The following is a 19,416-nucleotide window of genomic DNA, read 5'->3' as shown; positions in this document are numbered from 1 at the left end:
CCGGAGGGAGCCCGCACGAGGTGACCCCTCGGTGTCCCTTCGTCCTCTGGCTCCTCAGTCCCTTCGTTCGTCCCCTGTGTCCCTGTGTCCCTGTGTCCCCCCGTTCCTTCGGGTGGGTGGGCTACTGCGGCTGGAAGGAACGGATCTGGTAGTTCCCCTGGAGGTTGCCGCCCTTGCCGGCGGCCGTGGAACCGACGCGGCCGTTGTAGTTGGTCTTCGTGTAGTACTGCACGCGATGCCCCGTCGAGTTCCACACGGAGCGCACGTTCTGGCCGCGCTGGATGAAGGAGCAGTCGTCGGCGGTGTTCGCCCGTTTCTTGTCCGACCACTGGCAGCGCGTACCCCCACCGTTCCAGTCGCTGTAGATGCAGAAGTACCCGGCGGTACAGCTGTAGGCGGCCGCGGCCCGGGGTGCCTCGGCGGAGGTGATCTCGGCGCCCGAGGCGGCGGGTCCGGCGGCGAGCCCGAGAGCCATGGCGATCGAGGTGACGGCGAGCGCGGTGAAGCGGTTCATGACGGAAACCCCTCTCCTGACGGTGATCGGGATCGGCCCCAGATCACCGGCAGCCTGGCACGGCTGTGACCTGCGCAGACAGGCGCGGTTACGGGGCGCTCGAAGCGACTCCGGACGCGCGTGGCGCTCCGCCGCGCACCGGCGTGCGTGACGCCGGACCGGTCGGCCGTGGACGGACCGGGGGTATGCGTGCCCCGTTCCGTCGTGGCCGCGGCACCCCGGGGCGAGGCCGGTCGCGGCGCACCCGGACGAGGCCGGTCGCAGTGTCATGGAACGAGGTCAGTCGCGGCGCCAGGAGGTCAGTGGGACGCCGCGCTCGTCCCAGGTCTCCTCCTCGCGGAGGGAAACGGGACTGCCGTCGAAGAACTTCAGGGACCCCAGGACCCCGTTGGGGTGCCACTCCTTGAACTCGCCCACCGCGCGTCCGGCCCGCACGACACCCTCGGAGCGGAGGGTCCCGTCCCGGTACCACTCGCGGGACAGCCCGTCCGGGACCCCATCGGTGTACTCGTCCAGGCTGATCAGGCGTCCGCCCGAATATTCGGCGAGTTCGCCGGTGTGGAGTTCTCCTCGATAGAGGAAGCGCTGATTGCCGTCCATGTCGACGTCCGGGTCGTCCACGTCGATTCGCTGCGCGGAAGCCATCGGCAGAACCCCGTTCCCCGTCTGCCGGCGGTGCGTCGGTGAACCGCCGTGGTCGGTCATTGTCGCGGTAGTTCACCGGCCCGGTCGGGGTGCTGCCGGGTCCCGTCGGGGGTGTCGTCCGGTCCGGTCGGGGTGTCGTCCGGTTCGTGCGACGGCGCGTACGGCCGCACACGTCCTGCACGATCTACGCCAAGCGCACAACCGTTCATGATACGACTAATCGAGACATCTCTTTCAGCCGGGGTCAAAGCGGGAAAAGAGATGGACGAAGGGCCCGGGGTTCGACCGAACGGGCCGAGGCGAGCGGGCGGAACGGTCCCGGCACAGGCCGGCGGACCAGGCCCCAACGACATACGTCGCGGACGGTCTCTCACGTACCGCGAACTCGCGGACGACGTAGCACGAACCAGTCGCATCACGGAATCAGTCGCAGCACGCATCAGGGGCCCGCCCGATGCCCGCACGGGCACGCGGCGGTACGTGAGATGCCCTGTCCCGGCCGATCCACGACACACGGAGGTCCCATGTTGGGGGTGGAGCACCCGGAGGCGAGTTGGGTACAGGTGAATCTGTCCCCGCAGCAGCGCTCATGGCCGTGTCTGTACGAATGGCTCACCGGTACCGCGTACGACCTCCTCGACGCGCAGACCGCGCGGGCGTTCTTCTTCATGCACAAGCCGCCGGGCCTGAGGGTCCGATTCCAGGCGCCTGAGGCGGGGGGAGTCGTCCTGCTCCGGGCCGAACTTCTGCGTCGGATCAAGGAGTTCGACGGATTGGCAGGCCCTCCGGTGTGGGTGGTGTACGAACCGGAGTCGTATCTCTTCGGCGGAGCCGCGTCCATGCCGTGGGTGCACGAGCTGTTCACGGCCGACTCCCTGGCCTGGCTCGATCACCACGCCCGGTGCGGGAGCGGCGGCGAGCAGGCACCCGCGGACTGGCGGTTCTCCCTCGCACTGCTGCGGGAGATGTTCGACGGCCTGCACATCGTCGGATGGGAGCACCGGGGGGTCTGGGACGTGGTGCGCGGCGACGCCGGGCGCACCCTGCCCGGTGGGCTGCGGGACGACGCGCTCCGGCAGGCGGCCCGGGGCATCCGCGCCTACTGGGAGCGCCCGCGGGCGCGACTGCTCGACGGTCTGCCCGAGGGGCGGCGCACGGCGCGGGAGCTTCATGGCGAGGCGGTGCGCGGGGCGGCGGACCGCTGGCGCACCGGCTACTTCGAGTCCGGTGAGGCGGCGCGCGGTCCACGTCGTGCGGCTGCCCATGCCGTGATCTTCCACTGGAACCGGGGACGGTTCTCGACCGCCAGGCAGAGCTTGATCGCCGAGGCCCTGGCGGACGACGGGGCGGTGGACTGACATGGTCGACATTCGCGTCAACTCCCGTACGGGCGGCAGTCGTGACGCGGCCGGAGCGCGGCCGTTGGGCGGTGCCGCTCTCGTACGGGCTTCGGGGGTTCCGTTCTCGACGTGGACGGCCGCGGGCGGATCGGGGCTGTTCGGGGCGGTCGTCGAGCACGCCGACACCGTCGAGCGGCATTCCGCGACGGCCCGTTGGCTGGCGGAGCGGCTGGGGCGTGTCGTTCCCGACCCGCGCCTGACGGCCGCCGACCGCCGAGCCGTGCTGGCGCTGCGTCGGCGACTGCACTCCGGCGCGGCACCCGGCCCGGCGGACTACGGCTTCCTGGCGGGACTCGCCGTTGTGCCCACGCAACTCTCCAGAGATGTGGGGGAGTTGTGTCTGGCCGCCGAGTCGGCGCAGGCGAATCGCGGAGAGCTGGAGAGGGCACTCGACAGCGAGTGGGCGCGGGTCGGTGAGCTCGTCTGGGCGCTGGTGTCGTCGAGCCCGGTTCTGCGGGCGTTCCTGGGCGTCGCGACACCGGGGCTCGCGGCGGAGGTGACGGCTCGTCTGGCGGCAGGCGAATCCTGGAGCGGGAAGCGGTTGCGGAAGCGTTCCGCGTACCTGTGGCGGGCCGTGGGGCGGGCTGCGGCGAAGACCACACCCCGGGGGTGGGTGGGGCAGGTCGCCCCGGTCCCGATCGGCCGAGGGGGGCCGACGTCCGGGCTCGCGGGGCCGCTGGTGCGCGACGGCGTCGGCGACGGTGGCTACGGCTACGGCTACGGCTACGGCTACGGCTATGGCGACGGCTGCGAGGGCGTCGGGCCGGGCGGGCCCGGCGATGGGCTCCTCCCTCGTGGCGCCGTGCTGGAGGCGTTGGCCGCCGATGCGATGGAGAACGTTCACGAACTGCGCACCGGATCCGGGGCGGTGGACCTGCGGACGGCCGATCCGGTGACCCTGCTCGCGCCCGCTCCTCTGCACCTCACCGAGGACGGTGCCGGTGCTGACGGAGGGCCCGGAGGGACGCTGTGCTGCTACGTACTCGATCCGGGCGCCCCGGGGCGGTTGCGCAAGGTGGCGGTCCGGCGTACCGGGTTGCTGCACGTACTGCTCACGCTGTTCGCCGAAGGTCCGTGCACCATCGCGGAGTTGGAGGGTGCGCTGCCGACCGCGGCCCCCGGGGTGCTGCGTGCGTTCCTGGCCCATCTGATGGGGCTGGGCGTGCTCCAGGTCTGCGTGGCCCCACGTCATGCGGTCAGTGCCTGGACCCCGGCCGGCCGGGCCGCCGGAACCGGCGTGCTGCCCCACCCCGCTACCGCGTCGGACACGGGAACGGAGAGGCGTACGGGGGCGGGAAACGCCATCGGGTCCGGGACGGGCAGCGGATCCGGGACGGGCAGCGGCGGCACCGCCCGGCCCGGAACGGGGGCCGGTGACGGCGATCCGGACGGCTGGTTCCTCGATTCCTACCGCCGCCTGGACGCCCGAGTGTCCGACGCGGCAGCCGCCCGCGTCCAGCGTGCGCTGCGCACCGCCCACCGACTCGCCGCGTTGCGCCGCGCCGACCACGAGGCCGCCGCGGGTACGGCACCGTCGACTCCGGGGGGCGAGGAGCTGGACGAGCGCCCGCGCCCGGTCGGCGAACTCCTGGCCGCCCTGCTGTCACCGGACGCGCCGCAGCCGCCCGTACCGGCGCCCTACCGATACCCGGGATGGCACCCGGCCCACGCCCCGCGATCCGGGTACGCCCGGCTGCTCGCCCACCTTGCCTCCTGCCGTGACCGCCGCGTCCAGGTCGACGTGGACGACGACCTCCTGGACGCCCTCGGGGCCCCGCCTGCCGAGGAACTCGTGCCTCCCTGGCCGATGGACTGCCTGCTGCGCCCGCTGTCCGGGGCGGGACCGGTCGCGGTGCTGGAGACGGCATCGCCCGCCGGAATCATCGACGCCCGGTTCACCGAGGCGCTGCGGACCCTGTACGGCGGCTACGACACCGCCGACGCCTACCGGGAATTCCTCGCCGCCGTGGAGCGGCGGTCCGGGGCGCGATTCGTCGAACTGCTGGTTCCGCCGGTCACGGACCGTGCGGCGAACACCATTCGTCGGCCCGTTCTCACCCGCTGGTGGACGGGGGATCCGAACCCGTCCGCGTACTTCGGCTCCGGTGGCTCCGGTGGCTCCAGTGGCTCCAGTGGCTTCGGTGGCTTCGGTGGGGCTGGTGGGGTCGGTGGGGCCGAACCGCGGTACCTGCCGCTGGACCGCATCACCCTGCGGCGGTCGGGCGACCGGATCGTGGCCGAGGCCGACGGCGAGCGGGTGCTGCCCGTCTATCACGCCACCCGCAGCCCGATGCCGCCGTACGACCGCCTGGTGCGGCTGCTGCTGTCCGCCGGGCATCCCTGGGCGGGGAGCGTGCTTCGCCTTGACGGTGTCGCAGCCGCCTTCCCGGCGTGCGAGGAGGCCACCCGCACGCCGCGCCTGACGGTCGGCACGGACCTGGTCATCGCCCCGGCCACCTGGCGGGTTCCACGTACCCGCCTGTGGCGGCGGGACGACGGGGACTTCGAGCGGGTGCGGGCGCTCGCCTCGCTCAGACGGTCCTCCGGGATGCCGCGATTCGTCTTCGTGCGGCCCGTGTTCGAGGCCAAGCCGGTGCCGGTCGACCTCGAAGCGCTCACCGCGCTGAACGTCATCGAACGGACCTGTGCCGCGCTGCCCGGCAACGAACTCGTCGTCGAGGAGATGCTGCCCGGCCCGGTGGCCGGACCGCGGGGGCCGGTGCTGCGCGACGCGCTGCACCGGGGTGAACCGGTCGCCGCCGGACTGGTCCTCAGGACCCCCTTCGACCGCACGGCCGACGAGCTGGCGGTGTTCACCGCCGCCGCGCTCGCCCACGACGTCCCCGGCCCGTCCGCACCCGGTGCGGCGGCTGCCGGGGCGGCCCACACCCAACAGGAAACACCCGGGAAACAGGAGGAAACATCATGCCCATCATGGAACTCACCGACCTCGACACCCTGATCGACGAGCTGGACGAGAGGATCACCGGCACCGAGCTGCCCGCCGTCGAGGCGGCCGACAGCCTGGCGTGCACCATCATCGTCTGCCAGTCGACCCTCTGTGGATCCGCCATCAACTGCTGACGGCGCACCACCCGGACAGCTTCTGTCCACCGTTGAGTTGAACGGAGCCACCCGGACCCGCTCCGGGTGGCTCCCCCGACGAGGAGCCCCGATGCACCCAGGCAGCCAGGCCCCGCCGCACCGTGCGGCGTTCGACATCGCCGTCCGACTTCTCGACGACTTCTCCGGGGCCGAGCCCGCGACGCCGGACCCCGGCATCCCCGTCCTGGCCCGTCTCGTCGCGGAGGTGCGCGTCAGACCGGGGACGGAACCGTGCGGACCGGTCATGGAACCGTGCGGACCGGCTCCGGGAGTGCCCAACCGTGCGACGGAGATGCCCAACTGCGCGACGGAGACGCCCGATCGCGCGACGCGGACGCCAGGCCCCGTGGCGGAGACGCCAGGCTCCGTGGCGGAGACGCCAGGCCTCGCAGGGGTGGAGGCGATCGATCCCGCGGTGGTGGCGAGCGCCGGACGCGCGGTGGCGGTGTGGGCGCGGAACATCGGTCGCGGAGCCTGCCATTCCGGCCTGTACGACGGAGGGCTGGCCGGGACCCTCGTCGGTCTGCGGCTCGGCGCCCGCCTCCACCCGTCGCTGCACCGTGCCGCCGACCGGCTGCGCGACCACCTCCTGGAACGCGCGTGGGCGCGTCCCTGGCGCGCGGTGGACGTCGGCCTCTCCGACTACGACCTCATCTGCGGGCCGTCCGGCACGATGCTGGCGCTCTGCGTCGGGGTTCCCCAGCCGAAGCGCAGTCAACTCCTGCCGTTCACCACACACTTGACGGAGCTGTGCGACAGCGGCGATCTGCGTCGGCTGCGCACCGGCCAGTACGCCGGACACCCGCATCTTGACTGGTTGCAGGGCAGGGTCAACACCGGCATGGGGCACGGCGTCGCCGGACTCGTCACCGCGCTCACCGCCGCGGTCCGCCGCGTCGGGCCGTGGCCGGAACTGCTGGACGCGTTGCGCGGCGCCACTCGCTGGCTGATGCGGCAGTCCTTCGACGACGCCCGGTCCATCCGGAGCTGGGACGGCGCCGGACTCGACGGTCCGCCTCCCGCCGGGGCGCGGGTCCGCCAGGCCTGGTGCTACGGCGCCCCCGGAATCACCTGGGCCCTGTGGGACGCGGCCGACGCCCTGGACGACCGTTCGGCGGCCGACTGGGCGGCGACAGCGTTCACGGCCCTCGCGGAACGGTACGACGAGGAGTTCCACCTCTTCGGCGAGCCCCTGACCGACCGGCTCGGGCTGTGCCACGGCGCGGCGGGCGTGCTGGCCGTGACGGACGCGTTCCACCGGCACGCCCACCTCCCGGCCGCCGCGGCACTGCGCGACCGCCTGGCCGGGTACCTGGGCCGACGGCTCTCCGCCGCCCTCGCCCCCGGTAGACCACCGGACACGAGCCTGCTCGTCGGGGCGCCGGGGGCCCTGAGCGCACTGCTCACCGCCACCCACGACGCCCCGCGCGACTGGTTGCCCTGCCTCGGCCTGCGGTAGCCGGCACTCGTCCTCCCGGTCGGCCGGTGTGCCGACGTCTTCCGGACCGGCGCCGCCGGTTCCCCGCGCCCGGCACGCGCAGGGTGCTCGAATATCGTACGAATGCATACGAAGCGTGTACCGTCCCCGCGCTTCCGCGTTCCGCGCGTCACCACGCACCGCCAGGAGAAAAGGCCCCACGCCATGAACAGCAACGAGACACCGCGCGTCCCCGTCCCGGTCCCGCGCGCCGGGCGCACCGGACCCGCCGGGTCCGCACCCACGACGGCCGCGTACCGCGGGATCGTGGGGGGCCGCGCGAAGTGAGCCACGACCACCACGACGAGCGCCCGCGCCTCACCCCCGAGCAGGCCGCCGCCGCACTGAGCCCTCCGGCCGGACGCACCGGTGGCGACCTCGTCGTCGAGACCCTTCAGGGACTCGGCGCGGCCACCGTCTTCGGCCTGCCCGGCCAGCACGCGCTGGCGTTGTTCGACGCGCTGCGCCGTTCGGCCCTCAGCTACATCGGGCTGCGGGTCGAGAACAACGCGGGCTTCGCCGCCGACGCGTACGGCAGGATCACCGGTGAGGTGGCGCCGCTGCTGCTGTCCACCGGGCCGGGTGCGCTCACCTCCCTCGCCGCGCTCCAGGAGTCGGCGGCGGCCTCCGCCCCCGTGCTGGCGATCTCCAGTCAGGTACCGGTCGCGGGCCTGGACGGCGGACGCCACGGCTACCTGCACGAACTGCGGGACCAGAAGGCGTCGTTCCGTGACATCGTGAAGTCGGTCCACATCGTGCGCACGGCCTCCCAGATCCCGTCGGCGATCGCCGCCGCCTGGGAGTCCGCGTTGACCGCCCCGCACGGTCCGGTGTGGGTCGAGATCCCGCAGGACGTGCTCGTCGCCGCGACCACCCTGCCGGTCGTCACCGCGATGGACGCCACCCCGCGCCCGTCGTACGCCCGCCCCGAGCTGACCGTCGCCGCCGCCGACCTGCTGTCGAGGGCGGTGCGTCCGGTGATCGTCGCGGGCGGCGGGGTCGTACGGTCCGACGCGTCGGGCAAACTGCTCGCACTCGCGGAGAGGCTCGACGCCCCCGTCGTCACCACCTTCGGCGGCAAGGGCGCCTTCCCGTGGGAGCACCCGCTCTCGCTCCGGTCCTGGCTGGAGGACCGGCACACCACGGACTTCCTGGAGGCGGCAGATGTGCTGCTGGTGGTCGGCTCCGGTCTCGGTGAACTGTCCTCGAACTACCACACGTTCAGACCGCGCGGACGGGTGATCCAGATCGAGGCGGACGTCGGCAAGCTGGAGTCCAACCATCCGGCACTCGGCATCCACGCGGACGCCCGCGAGGCCCTGGCCGACCTCCTGGAAGCGGTGGACCGCAGGGAGGACCCGTCGGCCGCGGACCGCGTCCGTGCGGTGCTGGAAGCGGTGCGGGAAAGGATCGACGGGCAGGAACTCGCCCTGGAGCAGCGGCTCGTCGCCGCCGTCCGGCAGGCGCTTCCCGATACGTCCCCCAGCTTCTGGGACATGACGATCCTCGCCTACTGGGCGTGGTCCGCGTTCGACGCCCGCCGCCCGAACACCATGCACTCGGCCCAGGGGGCCGGCGGCCTCGGCTACGGATTCCCGGCGGCCCTCGGCGCGGCGGTCGCCGACCCGACGAAACCGGTCCTGGCGGTGTCCGGTGACGGCGGTGCGATGTACTCGATCGCGGAGCTGGCCACGGCCCGGCAGTACGACCTCCCGGTCACCTGGCTGATCGTCGACGACGGCGGCTACGGCATCCTGCGCGCGTACATGACGGATGCCTTCGGCGCGTCCACGGCGACCGAAGCGGTGACCGGATCCGTGGCCGAAGCCGTGGCCGGATCCGTGGCCGAAGCCGTGACCGAACTCGCCCGTCCGGACTTCGTGGCCCTCGCCGAATCGTTCGGTGTCCCCGCCGTCCGTACGACCCCAGAGCGGCTCGCCGACGACCTGGCGAAGTCCCTTGCGGAGCCGGGCCCTTCGGTCGTGGTGCTGCCCGCCGTGCTGCGGATGTTCGAACCGACGCACCTGTAGGCGGTCCGGGCGTCCCCCGCCCCTCCCCGCCGATCCCGCCCTTCCCCGCCGATCCCGGGCGTCACCGACCGTGCCCGGGCGGCGGGGTCTCGGTCCGGCGGGGGCCGGAAGCTCCGGGTCCGGATGCCCCGGACCGGGAATGGTTCAGGTTCCGGCGACCGCCGCGCCGATGCCCACGGACTTCTCGATCGTCTCCAGCCGGTCCAGTCGGCCCCGGAGGAACTCCTCCTGCTGTCCCGTGGTCAGGGAGCCCGGAAGGTCCCTGGCCGCGGGCATCAGGTCGGGGATCGTCCGGAAGACGGCGCCGGCCGCGACACCGTGGCCCCGCAGCCTGGCCCAGTAGAGCGACTTGCCGACCGTGTGCAGCGGCACGGTCATCTCCGTACGGGGCCTCTTCGAGGCCCTCAGCCTCAGGGCCTCGCGCCCCAGCGCGCGGGACCCGACGTCGCCCAACCGCTGGAGCACTTCCAGGGCGGCGTACAACTGCCCGCAGAGGTGGGCGTCGGTCGGCTGGTCTTCCGGCATGATCTCTCCCCGTCGTTCGTCGGCAGAGGGCATCCCTACCCGGGCTGCCGAGCGGAGAACACGCCTGGGCGGTGCACGGCCTCTCCGTCCATCAGCGGTCATCGCCGTCAGGCATGCCGGTGCACACCGTACGAAGACGCCCGGACGGAAGATCCGTATGAACCGGCCCCATCCTCTGCGAACGGTGCGAACCGTGCGAACGGTGTGGGAACCCGTGCGCCGGGCCGTGACGAAGGCCGCTTCAGCCGGTCACGAACCGGCGAGGTCGCCGACCCTCTTCAGTACGGAGCCGAGTGTGTCCACCGCGGAGCCGTGCCGCCTCGCGCGTGCTGCCCGATCCGCCGGTACCAGGCGTGCGGCGGTCTGCACGGCATAGGCGTCCGGGTCGCCGAAGGAGGTCCGCGGGTGCTCTCCCGTATCCGCGCAGTGCGTCGTGACTTCCTTGACCGCCCGGAGCACCACTGCCCGGTCCACGCCCGGCTGCATGGCCAGCCGTACCTGGAAACGCGCCATCCACTTCTCGCGGTCCTTGTCCCTTGCCGCGTCCGTCGTCCGGTCCCTCTTCGCCATGTGCCCTCCCGGGGGCTCGGTGATCGGCAGCCATCCCTCATGAAGTTGGACGCCGGGGCACCGAGGCGGGTTGCGCGAACGGGAGACCGATGAGCCCCGGGTGACTTCCGGAGGCCGGCAGCGGCTCCACCGGTCCGGCCCACGGCCCCGTGGCAGTCGGGGCGAGCGAAGGGCCCGGCCGGTGGTCCCGCCGCGCCCCGTTCCGTCCGTCCGTCCGGCCGGGCAGGCGGTCGGACGGGCGGTCGGACGGAGGCCCCGAACCCGGTCGGTCGGTCGGCGTGGGCCGAACGTCCCGGCGCCCTCCTCCGAAGGACCCGTTCCTTCTCCCACCGCCCCTCGCGAGCGAGGTTGTTATGTGACAGTGGGATGAAATCCGCTGCCCGGCGCGTTGGCGCCTTGCGGCAGAGCAGGTGGAACGGGAGGCATGCGGTGACGGACGCAGGGGACACGGCACGGGCCCCGGGATGGGTGCGGCGGCTGAGCGGCTACGCGTGGCGCTACCGGGGCAACGTGCTGCTGGCACTCGGGTCCTCGCTCGCCGGCATGGCGGTGATGGCCGTCGTCCCACTGATCACCAAGGTGATCATCGACGATGTCGTCGGGGACCGTACCCGGTCCCTCGGCCTCTGGACCGGGTACCTCCTGGTCGCCGCCGTGCTGGTGTACGCGGCCACCTACATCCGCCGCTACTACGGCGGACGTCTCGCCCTGGACGTGCAGCACGACCTGCGCACCGAGATGTACGGGACGATCACCCGGCTCGACGGCAGGCGGCAGGACGAGCTGTCCACCGGGCAGGTCGTCGGGCGCGCCACCAGCGACCTCCAGCTGATCCAGGGGCTGCTCTTCATGCTCCCGATGACCATCGGGAACGTGCTGCTCTTCGTCATCTCCCTGGTGATCATGGCGTGGCTCTCGCCGCTGCTCACCCTGGTCGCGGTCGCCGTCGCCCCCGCCCTCTGGTACATCGCCCGCCACTCCCGCGCCCGGCTCTTCCCCGCCACCTGGTACGCCCAGGGGCAGGCCGCCGCCGTCGCCGGGGTCGTCGACGGGGCCGTCTCCGGGGTCCGGGTCGTCAAGGGGTTCGGGCAGGAGGAACAGGAGACCGGCAAGCTCCGTGAGGTCGGCCGGAAGCTGTTCGCCGGGCGGCTGCGGGCGATCCGGATGAACTCCCGCTACACCCCCGCCCTCCAGGCCGTTCCCGCGCTCGGCCAGGTCGCCATGCTCGCCCTCGGCGGCTGGCTCGCCACCCGGGGCGAGATCACTCTCGGCACGTTCGTCGCGTTCTCCACGTACCTCGCCCAGCTCGTCGGGCCGGTCCGGATGCTCGCCATGGTCCTCACCGTCGGCCAGCAGGCCCGGGCGGGCGTCGAACGCGTACTGGAACTCATCGACACCGAACCGACCATGAAGGACGGCACCAGGGAGCTTCCCGCCGACGCCCCGGCGAGCGTCGAGTTCGACGACGTGCGGTTCGGCTACGCCCGCGACGAGGACTCCGGGGACGGAGCCGGGAGCCGCCCCGTTCTAGACGGCTTCTCGCTGACCATCGAGCCCGGTGAGACCGTCGCCGTCGTCGGCGCGTCCGGCAGCGGGAAGTCCACCGTCTCGCTGCTGCTGCCGCGCTTCTACGACGTGACGCACGGTGCCGTCCTCGTCGGCGGCCACGACGTCCGCGAGCTGACCCAGTCGTCCCTGCGCGCCGCCATCGGCATGGTGCCGGAGGACAGCTTCCTCTTCTCCGACACCATCCGCGCCAACATCGCGTACGGATTCCCCGACGCCACCCCGGAGCAGATCGAAGAGGCGGCCCGGACCGCCCAGGCCGACCGGTTCATCGCGGAGCTCCCCGACGGCTACGACACCGAGGTCGGCGAGCAGGGGCTCACCCTCTCCGGCGGCCAGCGCCAGCGCATCGCCCTCGCCCGTGCCATCCTCACCGACCCCCGGCTGCTCCTCCTCGACGACGCCACCTCCGCCGTCGACGCCCGGGTCGAGCACGAGATCCACGAGGCGCTGCGGCAGGTGATGTCCGGCCGCACCACCCTGCTGATCGCACACCGCCGCTCCACCCTCGGCCTCGCCGACCGGATCGCCGTCCTGGAGAACGGGCGGCTCGCCGACATCGGCACGCACCAGGAACTGGAGGGCCGCAGCGCCCTGTACCGGCGGCTGCTCACCGACCCGGACGAACTCGGCGGCACCTCGCCCGGGCACCGTCCGGCCGGCCCGGCCGGCAACGCCGCCGAGGACGACCGCGCGCTGCGGGAGGAACTCGACGCCGAACTGGACACCGAGTTCGACGCCGAGCGCGGGATCAGCCCCCGCCTGTGGGTCCGCAAGGACGAGCCGCGCGACACCGGGGCGGCCGGCATGCCCGCGACGCCCGAACTGCTGGCCCAGGTCGAGGCGCTGCCACCGGCCATCGACACCCCCGACATCGACGAGGCGCGGGCCGTCCGCGCCGAGGAGTCGTACGGGCTGCGCAGGCTGCTGCGCGGCTTCGGGCTGCCGCTCCTGGTGAGCCTGGCGCTGGTCGCGGTGGACGCGGGTGCCGGGCTGCTGCTGCCGGTCCTGATCCGGCACGGCATCGACCAGGGCGTCACGCAGCTCGCGCTCGGCGCGGTCTGGGCGGCGTCCGCGCTGGCCCTGCTGGTCGTGGTCGTGCAGTGGGCGGCCCAGATCGGCGAGACCCGGATGACCGGCCGCACCGGCGAGCGGGTGCTCTACTCACTGCGACTGAAGATCTTCGCGCAGCTCCAGCGACTCGGCCTGGACTACTACGAGCGCGAGCTGACCGGGCGCATCATGACCCGGATGACGACCGACGTGGACGCGCTGTCGACGTTCCTGCAGACCGGTCTGGTCACCGCCTTCGTCTCCGTCGTCACCTTCTTCGGCATCATGGTCGCGCTGCTGGTCCTCGACGTGCAGCTGGCCCTCGTCGTCTTCGCGACGCTTCCGGTGCTGGTCATCGGCACCGTCTTCTTCCGCCGCAGGAGCGTCCGCGCGTACGAGCTGGCCCGGGAACGGATCAGCGCCGTCAACGCCGACCTCCAGGAGTCCGTCTCCGGGCTGCGGATCGTGCAGGCGTTCCGCCGCGAGCACGACGGCGCCCGGCGGTTCGCGGAGCGCAGCGACCACTACCGCGAGGCCCGGGTCCGCGGTCAGTGGCTGATCTCGGTCTACTTCCCGTTCGTGCAGCTGCTGTCGTCGGTGGCCGCGGCCGCCGTGCTGGTCGTCGGTGCCGGCCGGGTCGACAACGGCACGCTCACCGCGGGCGCGCTGGTCGCCTACCTGCTGTACATCGACCTGTTCTTCGCCCCGGTGCAGCAGCTCTCCCAGGTCTTCGACGGCTACCAGCAGGCGACCGTCTCCCTCGGCCGCATCCAGGAGCTGCTGCGCGAGCCGACCTCCACCGACGCCCCTGACGAGCCGCTGGACGTGACCTCGCTGCGCGGTGAGATCGCCTTCGAGGACGTGTCCTTCGCCTACGGCTCCCAGGAGGGTGCCGAGGACGCCGCCGAGGCCGCGCTCAGCGGAGTGGACCTGCGGATTCCGGCGGGCCAGACAGTCGCCTTCGTCGGCGAGACGGGCGCCGGGAAGTCCACCCTGGTCAAGCTCGTCGCCCGGTTCTACGATCCCACGGGCGGCCGGGTCACGGTGGACGGCACGGACCTGCGCCGCCTCGACCTCACCGCGTACCGGCACCGGCTCGGCGTCGTGCCGCAGGAGGCGTACCTCTTCGCGGGCACGGTCCGGGACGCCATCGCGTACGGGCGGCCCGGGGCCGCCGACGCCGAGGTGGAGGCGGCGGCGCGGGCCGTCGGCGCCCACGACATGATCGCCACCCTGGACGGCGGCTACCTCCACGAGGTCGCCGAGCGGGGCCGCAACCTCTCGGCCGGACAGCGTCAGCTGATCGCCCTGGCCCGCGCCGAACTCGTCGACCCCGACGTCCTGTTGCTCGACGAGGCGACCGCCTCCCTGGACCTGGCCAGCGAGGCCCTGGTCAACCAGGCGACCGACCGCCTCGCCGGGCGGCGCACCACCCTCGTCGTCGCCCACCGGCTGACCACGGCCGCCCGCGCCGACCGGATCGTGGTGATGGACCACGGCCGGGTCGTCGAGGACGGCACCCACGACGAACTGCTCGCCCGGGAAGGGCACTACGCGGAGCTGTGGCGCACCTTCATAGGAGAGGACGAGCCCGCCGGCGTATGAGCCGCGGGTCCACCCGCGCGCAACGGTGGGCGGGCGGCGGACGCGGCGACGGGCGGGACGGGAGCCACGGTGGCGGGACGGGAGCCACGGTGGCGGGACGGGAGCCACGGTGGCGGGCGGGGCGGTGAGTGAACCGGTGGACGGGATCGTCCACCGGTTCCGCGGTCAGGCGCCGATGCCGGAGATCTTGCCGCTGCGCAGGTCCGAGCGGACGGTCAGGTACGAGTACGTGGGGTGCTTGCCGGTGCTCCAGGTGAGACGCACGGTGGACCAGGTGTGTCCGGCGCCGCTGTCCTCGGGGGTGACCCGGAAGGCGAGCGGGGTGTTCTGGGCGCGGAGCACGCCGTCCGCGTGGTTGCGCTTCTCCCAGGCGGCGAGCTCGGTGCGCAGGTGAGGGGTCAGGTAGAAGGACCTGAGCGCGGTGGCGAGGCTGCCGCCGCCCTCCGCGGACACGGCGTCGATGTAGGCGCCGTAGAAGTGGGCGACCTGCTGGTACGCCGGGGTGCCGGCGTCGGTGCGTACCGTCGCCGCGGTCGTTCCGGCACGCGGGACCGCCGCGGTCGCCGGGACGGCGGCGGTGGCGGTGAGGAGCGCGGTGGCGAGCAGCGCCCCGCCGACGACGCGTCGTCGGCCGGAGCGCTGAGGGGTACGGAGTCGGAGCATGGCAGTTCCTGCCTTTCGTGTGGCTCTGCCTTGTGGGATCCATGCTGTGGCGATTCGGTTGCCCGTGACGCGGAGCACGCCGCGCGCAACCTCCGGATGGGCTCCTGCGTCGTACGCATGTATGCAGATGTATCGAGCAAGGGTTCATGTGTTCGATCGGTCGATGGGGCTGCTGGTGACCAGAGGGACGGGAACGGCCGGGGGAACGGGCGGAGCCGAAGGCGCCGAGAGGGCGCGACGCCAGGGACCGGCGCGGCTTCTCGCCCTGGCACTGGTGACCGTTCTGGCGCTGGTGCTCAGCGGCACCTTCGCGAGCAGGGCCGACGCCGTGACGGCCTGTGCCGGGCGTCTCGCGAAGACGGTCCCGTTCAAGACCGGTGAGCTGCGCGTCTTCAAGAGCCGCGCCTACGCCTGCGCCGTCGCGGTCGCCACGAAGTCCGGGCCGGGCCGCAAGATGTCCGTGACGATCCAGCCGCGCGGCGGCGGCCCCGTCGTGGACAGCGGCACGTACACCCGTCAGGCCGGTCCGGTGACGGTCCACGCGCTGAACCGGTGCGTCCGGGCCTCGGCCACGATCGCGGGCGCGTCCGGCTCCACCGGCTGGATCCTCTGCTGACGGTCCGCCCGTGCGCCGGGACGGGGCGGAAACGTTCCCTCGGCGCGTCAACAGGGTCTGGCGGCCGACGAGTTGCCCCGCTAGGTTCACGGCGACGGTTGTGAATCATGGGGAGGGTGCATGCGCAAGGCGCTCAGAGGAGCCCTGTCGCTCGCGGTGTTCATCGGCACGGTGGGGGCGACCGGGGCGACGGCGGGAACGGCCACCGCCGTGGAACCCGCCGCGATCCGGGCCGCGGCCGGCAACGACGACGGCACGAGCACGGACATCAAGGACCGCATCCTGGCCATCCCGGGCATGAGCCTCATCGAGGAGAAGCCCTACGCGGGATACCGCTACTTCGTCCTCAACTACACCCAGCCGATCGACCACCGGCACCCGTCCAGGGGAACGTTCCAGCAGCGCCTTACCCTGCTGCACAAGGACACGTCCCGCCCGACGGTCTTCTACACCAGCGGGTACAACGTCTCGACGAGCCCCAGCCGTTCGGAGCCCACCCGGATCGTCGACGGCAACCAGGTCTCCCTGGAGTACCGGTACTTCACCCCGTCCCGCCCGGCACCCGCCGACTGGTCCAAGCTCGACATCCGGCAGGCCGCCGACGACCAGCACCGGATCTTCACCGCGCTGAAGCGCATCTACACCAAGAACTGGCTGACCACCGGCGGTTCCAAGGGCGGCATGACCGCCACCTACTACGAACGCTTCCACCCCCGGGACATGGACGGGGTCGTCGCCTACGTCGCGCCCAACGACGTGGTGAACAAGGAGGACTCGGCCTACGACCGTTTCCTCGCGCATGTCGGTACCAAGGAGTGCCGCGACAAGCTGAACGGGGTGCAGCGCGAGGCGCTGGTCCGCCGCGGCCCGATGGAGAAGAAGTTCCGGGAGTACGCCGCCGCGAACAGCTACACCTTCGACACCGTCGGCTCGCTCGACCGCGGTTACGAGGCCGCCGTCATGGACTACGTCTGGACGTTCTGGCAGTACAGCCTGCTGTCCGACTGCGACACCATCACGGCCGACGCCAAGTCCGCCTCCGACCAGGAGATATGGGACTCGATCGATTCGATCTCGGGCTTCTCCGCCTACACCGACCAGGGCCTGGAGAAGTACACCCCGTACTACTACCAGGCGGGCACCCAGCTCGGTTCACCCACTGTCAAGCAGCCGTGGCTCGGCGGACTGAGCCGGTACGGATACCAGCCGCCGCGCAACTTCGTGCCGCGCTCCATCCCGATGAAGTTCGACCCGTCCGCGATGCGGGACATCGACACCTGGGTGCGGCACCACGCCACCAACATGCTCTACGTCTACGGGGAGAACGACCCGTGGGGCGCCGAGCGCTTCCGGCCGGGCACGGGCGCGCGGGACAGCTACGTCATGACCGTGCCGGGCGGCAACCACGGGTCCAGCGTGGCCCAGCTCGTCGAGGACGACCGGACGAAGGCCACCGCCGCCATCCTGCGCTGGGCGGGCGTCGCCCCGGCCGCCGTGCGGGAGGACCCGGCCAAGGCGAAGCCGCTCGCGACGTTCGACGCCCGGCTCGACACCCGCAACGACGTGATGAACGAGCGCGGGCTGCGCCCGTAGCGGCCTTCACGCGGGGGACGGCACCCGGGGCGAGCCCCGGGTGCCGTCCCCGTCCGGTGTCCCCGTCCGGTGTCCCTGTCGGGTGTCCCGTCCGGTGGCGCAGGCTCGGTGATTCCGGTCCGTTCAGTACCTCAGTTCAGTACCTCAGTCCGTAGCCCACCGGGTACAGGACCCGCGCCGGATCGTCCGCGCGCTGCACCGGCACCGGCAGGGTTCCCCGGGGGCGGGCGCGGCCCGCGATCACCCGCACGGCGGCCCGCAGTTCGACATCGGTCCAGGAGTACGTGGCCAGGTTCGCCCTGAACCCGGTCCCGGACAGGTGGGCGATGTCGTACGGGTTGCGGATCGCGATCGTGACGACCGGGACGCCGGTGGCCGCGAGGTCCTTCACCAGGGTGCGCTGGGAACTCGTCGCCGTGACGTTGTACGTGGCCACGATCACCGCGTCCTTGCCCCGGGCGGCCGCCACGGCCGCGTCGATCTGCGCCCGGGTGGGGGCCGTTCCGGTGGACAGCGCGGTCGCGGTGTGCCCAAGTTCGGTGAACGCGGCGGCGATGGTGGTGGTCGGCGGACCGGTGGTACCGGACGGGGAGGCCGGGTCGGCACCGACCACGAGCAGGTTCTTGTGGGAGCGGCGGGAGAGCGGCAGTACACGGCCCTCGTTGGCGAGGAGCGTGGTGGTGCGCTCGGCGATGCGGTCGGCGGCGTCGAGGTGGGCCCGCGTGCCGACGGTGCGGTCCACGCCCCTGTGGCTGACGAACGGGTCGTCGAACAAGCCGAGCTTCGTCTTCAGCCGCAGGATGCGCAGGATCGATTCGTCGATCCGCGCCTCGCCGATCTCGCCGTTCTTCACGGCCTCCAGGACGGCCTGCCAGGCGACGTCGAGGTCCGGCGGGTCGAGCAACTGGTCGACGCCCGCCAGGAGGGCGAGCACCGGCACGCGCGCGTCGCCGTACTTCGTCCTGACGCCCTCCATGCCGAGCGCGTCGGTCACCACGACACCGTCGTAGCCGAGCTCCTCGCGCAGGATGCCGGTGACGATCGGGTGGGACAGGGTCGCCGGGTCCTCGGACGGGTCCAGGGCCGGGACCACGATGTGCGCGGTCATGATCGAGTCGATGCCCGCGGCGATCGCGGCCCGGAACGGCGGAGCGTCCAGTTCCGTCCACTGCTCCCGGGTGTGGCCGATGACCGGCAGGCCGGTGTGGCTGTCGGTGCCGGTGTCGCCGTGGCCCGGGAAGTGCTTGGCCGTCGAGGCGACGCCACCGCTCTGGTAGCCCTTCACCTGGGCGGCGGCCATCGCGGCGACGGATCGCGGGTCGGAACCGAAGGACCGTACCCCGATCACCGGGTTGGCCGGGTTGACGTTGACGTCGGCGTCCGGCGCGTAGTTCTGGTTGATGCCCATCGCGGCGAGTTCGGCGCCCGCGATCTGCCCGGCCCGGCGGGCGTCGGCGTGCGAACCGCCCGCGCCCAGGGCCATCGCGCCGGGCATCAGGGTGGCGGGCTCGCCGACCCGGCAGACGATGCCGTGTTCCTGGTCGGTGGAGACGAGGAGCGGCAGCGGGGTGGGCCCGGCGAGCCCGGCGCGCTGGATGCCGTTGGAGAGGTCGGCGATCTGGTGCGGGTCGCGGGTGTTGTGGGCCCAGGCGAAGTAGATGATCCCGCCCACGTGGTACTTGGCGATCAGCTCGGCGGCGGTGCGGACCCCGATGTCGGCGAGGTTGGCGTCGATGTCGGCCTGGTCGGGGTCGGTGGCGGAGTGCCCGTACACCCGCATCACGAAGAGCTGCCCGACCTTCTCCTCCAGGCTCATCCGGGAGATGAGCCGCTTGAGGCGTTTGGTGGTGGCGGCCGACCGGTGCTGTGCGGCGCCGTGTCCGTCGCCCGCGGACTTCGGTGCGGCCACGGTGCCGGGGGCGACGACCCCGCCGGTGGCGGCGACCGCGACGGTGGCGGCGGTGACGGTGAGAAGGGTGCGTCTGGAGGTGCGGTGGTGCACGTGAGCTCCTTCGGCCGTGCTCGGGAACGAGGGGTGAAAGAAACTTCCAAGG

At 72.4% G+C, this 19,416-nt stretch carries 14 protein-coding genes; 8 read left to right on the top strand and 6 right to left on the bottom strand.

The window, feature by feature from the left end; all coding sequences use genetic code 11:
- Window positions 1-121 precede the first annotated feature (121 nt).
- Both ACF1CT_RS06730 and ACF1CT_RS06725 read right to left on the bottom strand, forming a co-directional pair.
- On the bottom strand, window positions 122-514 hold the full coding sequence (locus ACF1CT_RS06730; RefSeq protein WP_391782682.1) for a peptidase inhibitor family I36 protein: 393 nt from the start codon (window positions 512-514) through the stop codon (window positions 122-124).
- A gap of 279 nt (window positions 515-793) precedes the next feature.
- Window positions 794-1,159, bottom strand: a complete 366-nt coding sequence (locus tag ACF1CT_RS06725) for a toxin-antitoxin system YwqK family antitoxin (RefSeq protein ID WP_391782681.1) — start codon at window positions 1,157-1,159, stop codon at window positions 794-796.
- A 524-nt stretch (window positions 1,160-1,683) separates the two neighbouring features.
- Between ACF1CT_RS06725 and ACF1CT_RS06720 the strand changes: the two genes are divergently transcribed.
- The 5 genes from ACF1CT_RS06720 to ACF1CT_RS06700 all read left to right on the top strand — a co-directional run bounded on the left by ACF1CT_RS06720 (window position 1,684) and on the right by ACF1CT_RS06700 (window position 9,171).
- Entirely contained in the window at window positions 1,684-2,517 is an 834-nt protein-coding gene (locus ACF1CT_RS06720) for a thiopeptide-type bacteriocin biosynthesis protein (protein ID WP_391782680.1), read from the top strand.
- Window position 2,518: 1 nt separating this feature from the next.
- Window positions 2,519-5,521, top strand: coding sequence for a lantibiotic dehydratase (locus tag ACF1CT_RS06715; RefSeq protein ID WP_391782679.1), 3,003 nt, complete (start codon window positions 2,519-2,521; stop codon window positions 5,519-5,521).
- The gene (locus tag ACF1CT_RS06710) at window positions 5,485-5,643 is read left to right on the top strand and encodes a hypothetical protein (protein ID WP_391782678.1); all 159 of its coding nucleotides are present in this window, start codon (window positions 5,485-5,487) and stop codon (window positions 5,641-5,643) included. The genes ACF1CT_RS06715 and ACF1CT_RS06710 overlap by 37 nt, the downstream gene beginning before the upstream one ends.
- Before the next feature lie 91 nt (window positions 5,644-5,734).
- Window positions 5,735-7,123: a lanthionine synthetase LanC family protein gene (locus ACF1CT_RS06705; protein ID WP_391782677.1), complete on the top strand. Its 1,389-nt coding sequence runs from the start codon at window positions 5,735-5,737 to the stop codon at window positions 7,121-7,123.
- A gap of 302 nt (window positions 7,124-7,425) precedes the next feature.
- Window positions 7,426-9,171: a thiamine pyrophosphate-binding protein gene (locus tag ACF1CT_RS06700; RefSeq protein WP_391782676.1), complete on the top strand. Its 1,746-nt coding sequence runs from the start codon at window positions 7,426-7,428 to the stop codon at window positions 9,169-9,171.
- A 144-nt stretch (window positions 9,172-9,315) separates the two neighbouring features.
- Here the strand turns inward: ACF1CT_RS06700 and ACF1CT_RS06695 are convergent, their stop codons facing one another.
- Together ACF1CT_RS06695 and ACF1CT_RS06690 are read right to left on the bottom strand one after the other, a co-directional pair.
- Window positions 9,316-9,696, bottom strand: a complete 381-nt coding sequence (locus ACF1CT_RS06695; protein WP_391782675.1) for a hypothetical protein — start codon at window positions 9,694-9,696, stop codon at window positions 9,316-9,318.
- A gap of 249 nt (window positions 9,697-9,945) precedes the next feature.
- Window positions 9,946-10,266 (bottom strand): hypothetical protein, encoded by a 321-nt coding sequence (locus ACF1CT_RS06690; RefSeq protein WP_391782674.1) that lies wholly within the window; start codon window positions 10,264-10,266, stop codon window positions 9,946-9,948.
- A gap of 429 nt (window positions 10,267-10,695) precedes the next feature.
- Between ACF1CT_RS06690 and ACF1CT_RS06685 the strand changes: the two genes are divergently transcribed.
- The gene (locus ACF1CT_RS06685; protein WP_391782673.1) at window positions 10,696-14,490 is read left to right on the top strand and encodes an ABC transporter ATP-binding protein; all 3,795 of its coding nucleotides are present in this window, start codon (window positions 10,696-10,698) and stop codon (window positions 14,488-14,490) included.
- A gap of 165 nt (window positions 14,491-14,655) precedes the next feature.
- On the opposite strand, the gene ACF1CT_RS06680 is transcribed toward ACF1CT_RS06685, so the two are convergent.
- A complete protein-coding gene (locus ACF1CT_RS06680) occupies window positions 14,656-15,153 on the bottom strand; it encodes a hypothetical protein (protein ID WP_391782672.1) in 498 nt (165 codons plus the stop codon).
- Window positions 15,154-15,316: 163 nt separating this feature from the next.
- Here ACF1CT_RS06680 and ACF1CT_RS06675 point away from each other — a divergent pair, with 163 nt between their 5' ends.
- Together ACF1CT_RS06675 and ACF1CT_RS06670 are read left to right on the top strand one after the other, a co-directional pair.
- The gene (locus ACF1CT_RS06675; RefSeq protein WP_391782671.1) at window positions 15,317-15,769 is read left to right on the top strand and encodes a hypothetical protein; all 453 of its coding nucleotides are present in this window, start codon (window positions 15,317-15,319) and stop codon (window positions 15,767-15,769) included.
- Window positions 15,770-15,889: 120 nt separating this feature from the next.
- Window positions 15,890-17,362, top strand: coding sequence for a S28 family serine protease (locus ACF1CT_RS06670; protein ID WP_391782670.1), 1,473 nt, complete (start codon window positions 15,890-15,892; stop codon window positions 17,360-17,362).
- Between the two features lie 136 nt (window positions 17,363-17,498).
- Here the strand turns inward: ACF1CT_RS06670 and ACF1CT_RS06665 are convergent, their stop codons facing one another.
- Window positions 17,499-19,364 carry a glycoside hydrolase family 3 protein gene (locus ACF1CT_RS06665; RefSeq protein WP_391782669.1) on the bottom strand — a complete coding sequence of 622 codons (1,866 nt, stop codon included), beginning with the start codon at window positions 19,362-19,364 and terminating at the stop codon, window positions 17,499-17,501.
- Window positions 19,365-19,416: the final 52 nt, after the last annotated feature.

Origin of the sequence: Streptomyces sp. NPDC014734 (assembly GCF_043083325.1) — a bacterium.
Classification (GTDB): domain Bacteria; phylum Actinomycetota; class Actinomycetes; order Streptomycetales; family Streptomycetaceae; genus Streptomyces.
Note: the sequence above shows the minus strand (reverse complement) of the source record. Positions and strands in the feature narration are given on the sequence as shown.